The following is a 697-nucleotide window of genomic DNA, read 5'->3' as shown; positions in this document are numbered from 1 at the left end:
CAGTGGGCGATGATCGCTCCCTTGCTTCCAACAAACCAGCCCGGCGCTCATCGAACCGACGACCGCCGGGTTATCAGCGGGATCATTCATGTCTTGCGATCTGGCTGCCGTTGGCAGGATTGTCCCGCCTGTTACGGCCCTCCGACAACCGTCTACAATCGCTTCCATCGCTGGTCCGCCAAAGGAATATGGCGGCGGCTGTTTGAAGCCTTGGTGCAAAGGACTGACCGCGATATCCATCTGATCGACAGCACGACCGCCAAGGCTCATCGTTCGGCCGCTGGCGGAAAAGGGGGGCAGATGCCCAGGCGGTCGGCCGCTCAAGAGGCGGCAGATCGACAAAAATCCATGCTGTTGTCGATAGTTGCGGCCGTCCAATCGCGCTGCGAATAACACCTGGACAACGCGGTGATGCTCCGATCGCCATCCCGCTGCTTGAGCCTCTGCCGGCGAGCCGCCTTTGCGCTGCGGATACGGCTTACGATAGCGACGCATTACGCGACTTTCTCAAAGCACGCGGCACCGAGCCTGTCATTCCCAACAACCCGACCCGTAAGCGGATCAAGCCTTTTGACCCGATCGCCTACCGCCGCAGGAACATCATCGAACGCGCCTTCTGCCGCCTCAAGGATTGGCGCCGCGTTGCCACAAGGTATGACAAGCTCATGCTGAACTTTGCCGCGACATGCTACATCGC

The 697-nt window shown here is 60.1% G+C and carries 1 protein-coding gene; it reads left to right on the top strand.

The genetic code is table 11. The annotated features are described in order from the left end of the window. A protein-coding gene (locus tag C1A35_RS37310; RefSeq protein WP_104668918.1) for an IS5 family transposase occupies nucleotides 1-697 on the top strand; the annotation gives its coding sequence in 2 pieces (ribosomal slippage) (nucleotides 1-301 and nucleotides 301-697; 698 coding nt annotated over the 2 pieces). This gene is flagged as partial in the annotation.

It is taken from the genome of Ensifer adhaerens, assembly GCF_002940685.1.
Lineage (GTDB): Bacteria > Pseudomonadota > Alphaproteobacteria > Rhizobiales > Rhizobiaceae > Ensifer > Ensifer adhaerens_E.
Note: the sequence above shows the minus strand (reverse complement) of the source record. Positions and strands in the feature narration are given on the sequence as shown.